Below are 4,923 nucleotides of genomic sequence, written 5' to 3' on the forward strand. Positions count from 1 at the left end.
TCTGTATATACTTGATTAGACTTCGCCGTAGTGGTTGGGAATAGGGAACTTCGGATATCGGAACAGAACTATAAATACATATCAAGTAGGGACGTATGGCGTGCGCCCCTACAGGTTGAGTCACTCCCTAAGTCCTGTTATAGTTTCTCAATAATCAATAACGTTTGTGTCGTAACTCAGCTTTAGGTGAAACCGCCAGCCCAGATATATCGCCCCGGCTGGACTCGTTTCCAGCCTTTAGATTCACATCCTTTAGTTAAAGTGTTACTAATGGATTTACGGGCTACATTTTTCTTCTTAGGATCCAAACCATTAGGATAAAGCACGTCCAAAACATCTGCGGCACTCATGATCTGTGGATAGTGTTCTCTTAACACAGAAGCCACTAGCTCATATAACGTCATATACTTTAATTGCTCTAACTTAGGTAGCGGAGAAGGCCGACGAGCTTTGCTCTTAGCAGGCTTTCTCTGAGGTTTATTGGTAGAAACTAAATCGGGCAAATCTTCAGCAGAAAAGGTGTAGCAATCTGGAGAGTCAGGGTCAGAGTGCCATAACCCCTGGCTCTCCCCTTTCAGCAAGATAGATTTGACCAGAGAAGTTTTCGAGGCAATATCGTCTTTGCCCAACTCTCCAAACAGCTCCCTGATCAGGTAATCAACGTGGAAGATCGTACCCCTATGAGTTTCTAGGAGTCGCTCAATGGCTTCTGTAATCCTCTGCTCCTGGTAATCGAGTTGTTGTTTGAGTGCTAATGGTGACTCATCTAATTCAGTTTCAGTGGAGAAGTCTGCAGGCAATTCAGCTACTGGCGTGGTGAGGTAGTATTTTTCCTGCTGGTTGTGGTTGCGATTTCCAGGAGGCAGGAACTTGTTGGAATTGTTTTCTGGTAGAGCTAATGCATTGGTATTTAGCAAAGCTTTAGCATGGCTAAGCTGTTCTCTTGCAACTGTGGCAGCTTGTTCATGATACTCCACCATTTGTCGGTAGTAATCAACCAAATCTGCTAACATGTTTTGACTTTGCGATGGTAGCGATGGCTGTGATGGAACATAAGACATCTACTTTTTTCCCCCAGATTCGTTAGCGTGTTGATAGCGAAGACACTTTCTGGCTACTCCTTTGCAGCGATTTCCATACTTGGGACAACAGGTAGCATAAGTCTCCCTCTCTGCAGGCGAATTGCAGTAGTGGCAAATGAACTTGTAAACCCGTGTATGGATAGTACGCCTGTGGGCTCTTACTTTGTATTCTCGAACAAAAACTTGTTTACTGGGCATGATTGTTTAGATAATTTACTCCTTAAAGAGTAACAATGGGTTACTAATAAGTGAAAGGAAGCGAATTAACACTGCTTGTGTGTTCTTTTTGAACTCTCGGGCAGCGTCAAGCACGGGGGATTCTACGCAGAAGGGGATAGCGGATGAAACTGGAAGCCTCAACCATAATCTTCGATTTAGTTGTCGGTACTTCACATAACTCCCATAGCAAGGGCAGTAGGAGTAATACCTTTGACTCCAATTTGATCTAACATCCTCACACAATAACTGCAAGCTGTACAATAGGGAACTGCCGCCAGATTCCTCTAGAAAAACGGCAGCTGATGGCATCGATTCTTATTGGCTATGTGACCCAATGCTCACAACACTTCGATTGGGAGCACTCACATCTGTCCATACCAAGTCATTTCCCCTAAGTAGAAGGTCATGGTCGATAAGCTAAATGCGCGCTCGGTGTCTAGTGAGAGACTATTCCATATCTAGTCTAGGTTTGACCTTAAGCAGTGTGCCATTCTCCCGCTTATTAATTGAATTGTGTGATCAACAATTACCTGTTTAGTCTCCATCGCCTTTTGTTTCACCTCCTCCGGCACTTTCTCCCCAAATTTACCGAGATTATTCCCTAAATTCTCTAAATATATAATGTCTGGTTGCTCAAATCCCAGAGTATAGACTTTTTTTCCCTCCCTTTTGGTAATGGGTAATGAGTAATCGTCCTAGGATTACCGATTACCCTGAGCCAATCACCCAACAATCCGATGTGGCATCCCTTTTCAAGAAAGGGTATCAGAATCGGCTCTTCCTCTCGCTCCCCCATCCGAACTTCCTAACAGAGCATATAACCCCCTTCGCTTTCGCATCCTACTGCGCACCGGAGCCACGCTTCACGTCTATGGGTCCCAAGCGGTTTATCAAAAAACTGCTATTGCTCATCCCTAACAATTACAACCAGATTAGCAACTAACAATTACTATTGACCAATCCCCAGAATTGATTAGATTGTAAACCACTAACTTATCCCTCTTCTGTCAGTATCCGAATGTAAGAGGTAATAAATATAAGAGTTTATCCAGACATATAAAATGTTTAAAATTGATTGATCATTTCAATTAGATCGATAAATCCGAGCGACGATATTATTTTCAATAAAACCTTGTGCAAAAAAAGCTATAATTTTAAATATAAAAGGTTTTCATGAACCTAGTATATAAAAAAAATCTGAAATTACCACTAAGTATTTTATAAAACAATTAAATAGCAATTTCGGTATAACCATATAAAAAAATACCGATAAAATGTGGCAATTTCAATAATTTTTATATTATAATTATTTATATTATAGTTAATAAATCCTAGTTTTATATTTATATCAACGCTATAAATTAATACATGAATAATTTTTTTATTTTTGTTTTATATATAGTTTTATTGAGCAGTTTTATCAACGTCATTAACATTGTTTTTTTGACGACATCTAGTTTCATATAAACGCTCTAATATTGGGGTAAATAATTGCTTAATTGAATCGATAGTTTTTGATTTTTGATTGGCGTCTATTTTTGGCTGCCGAAGTTTATTTTTGTCGAGTTTTATTACCAACTCTAAAGCTTCTTTGTGTTGGTTAATTTCTTCTACAACTATTTTTCGTTCCTGTTCAGGATCTGTTATTGTTGCTGGATCCTCTTTTCTTAACGTAAGTTGTTTAGTATTGTTATACAAGGGGATAGGGTTAATCCCATATACCATTAGGATTTGAAGATTTTTTCTGGCGGCCATGAATTTTTTGCTAGCGGCTACTATGCCTCTACTTAGACAAAGGGAAGCTATGGAAAAAATTATGGCTACAACAAAAGCAATAACGGGTATTAACTGATCTGCTGATCCGGATTCGTTGCTGACTAATACGGCTTGGAAATTCAAAAATATATCTCCTAATAGCACCAGCCAAATTATAGATAATCCATTAGTTAATGGTAAAGGTATCTTAATTTTTTTTGTCAGAATTCCAGAGCCATCTACTATAGAGGTTATGGGTAAAGCACCTGTTACCAATAAACTGATTAAATTCTTAGTCTCAATCCCAAATATTTTATCACCCTTGGACAGAGCAAGTCTTTCCCCAAACGAATAATCTAATAGAGCAAACTGTCCAAAACTAGAAATGATTAACAGTGCTGAAAATATCAAAATTATTATGATTTGAAGTCTTTTTTCTCGGCGATACCAATCTTCAAGCTTTTCACGCTCTTTCGGCTTTTCAATATAGTTGTCAGACTTGGTAGCTGCTGGTTCAAATTCCGTCATATCTGATCACATCATTAGTTGAATCTATTCCGGTGAAGCATTGGAAGCCTATACTTTTGGTTTAACCTCTAATTTATCGTCCAAATCCGCAAAACCATACTAGTGTAAAATGTTATTTTTTTTTAAATCATCCGGTATTTCGCAATAGGTATCTTCTGAACTAGGAGTATATTTTTCGAGGTATTCTCCATCCAGTATTGACTCAAAATACTTATCAAGATGGATTCCCCCTATATCATCTATCTGGTTTAATTCTTGTTGAATTTCATTTTTAACAGTTTTACCATCACGAAATGCATTACTTGATTGAATACTTTTTCTATCTTTTTGTCTTAAAATTTCTTTTAAATTTGGATAGTTTTTGGGCTTAAAATAATAAATCCCTTCAAATAAGTCCCAGGTGTAAACTTGAAGGTTAACATTTGGTTGAGCATCTTTGATTTCAAAGGGCAACGAAATTATTAAAATAACACTTTTAATTTTAGGGTCACGAATTTGGAGATTTCTCTCTAGACTTAAATTTAGAACTTGTTGATCATCTTCTCTAGACCATTTCCAAGCTAAGCAACTAGCTTTTTTATAAATCCATCTGTCGTTATGGTTATCAATACGTCTGATATAAAAACTTTTAGCTTGATGAGAAAATGTCAATAATGTTATAATATTGGGAGTATATCTCTGATCTAGTAAACTATTGCTATCTTTAATTTCTGGTCTTGAGTTGACAGGAACTCTCAAAACCAGCTTTTGAGGTGAGCATTCTTGATTGCCAAAAATCTCGCTATAGATAGGCTCATTAGACTGCACACTTATACTTCGAGCTTCTTCAGTTTGAATGAGACAGGGAGTAATTTTAGGGCTACAGGATTGTAGCCCGATACTATTCAAGATAAGAGTGACAATAATTCCTAGGTAGCGGTGCAACCCCAGCGAGGTGCCCTCGCCATGGGAACGCGCACCAAGACATCGGAAGAGTTTATTCATGCGAAACTGTACCATGAAATGACTTGAAAGATGCTTTACGCTAGCATCCAGTTAAGCGTTCATGCCTACAGGATTACTTAAGGCATCTTTTGCCAACCTGGGACGATCTAGGATGGAAAGGGTATGCGATCGCGTTAGATACATCTCACTAATGATCTTCTAAGGTCACCGCAGACTTCCGGATTGTTGGCAAAATTAGCATGTTTGTCGTTTTTCCAACTCCTCTACTAGCCCTTAAAGCTCCTTAATTTCTACTTGCGCTTCTGCCTTCCGATTCCGGGCTGATTAAATCAGTCGGTCAATAATTCCCCGAGCATTTGGTCTGGGCAACTAGATGAGAGTCGTCTTGACTTCT

4 protein-coding genes are annotated in these 4,923 nt (G+C 38.5%); 1 reads left to right on the forward strand and 3 read right to left on the reverse strand.

The annotated features are described in order from the left end of the window. Positions 1-182: 182 nt before the first annotated feature. Positions 183-1,061 carry a hypothetical protein gene (locus F6K57_RS36685; RefSeq protein ID WP_293073154.1) on the reverse strand — a complete coding sequence of 293 codons (879 nt, stop codon included), beginning with the start codon at positions 1,059-1,061 and terminating at the stop codon, positions 183-185. 922 nt (positions 1,062-1,983) lie between these two features. Here F6K57_RS36685 and F6K57_RS36690 point away from each other — a divergent pair. After that, positions 1,984-2,244, forward strand: coding sequence for a hypothetical protein (locus F6K57_RS36690; RefSeq protein ID WP_293073157.1), 261 nt, complete (start codon positions 1,984-1,986; stop codon positions 2,242-2,244). Positions 2,245-2,705: 461 nt separating this feature from the next. Here F6K57_RS36690 and F6K57_RS36695 read toward each other — a convergent pair whose 3' ends face one another. Together F6K57_RS36695 and F6K57_RS36700 are read right to left on the reverse strand one after the other, a co-directional pair. Continuing rightward, positions 2,706-3,584 (reverse strand): O-antigen polymerase, encoded by an 879-nt coding sequence (locus tag F6K57_RS36695; RefSeq protein WP_293073160.1) that lies wholly within the window; start codon positions 3,582-3,584, stop codon positions 2,706-2,708. Positions 3,585-3,683: 99 nt separating this feature from the next. Then, the gene (locus tag F6K57_RS36700) at positions 3,684-4,583 is read right to left on the reverse strand and encodes a hypothetical protein (protein ID WP_293073163.1); all 900 of its coding nucleotides are present in this window, start codon (positions 4,581-4,583) and stop codon (positions 3,684-3,686) included. Positions 4,584-4,923 lie beyond the last annotated feature (340 nt).

The sequence above is a fragment of the Moorena sp. SIO4A5 genome, assembly GCF_010672005.1.
Lineage (GTDB): Bacteria > Cyanobacteriota > Cyanobacteriia > Cyanobacteriales > Coleofasciculaceae > Moorena.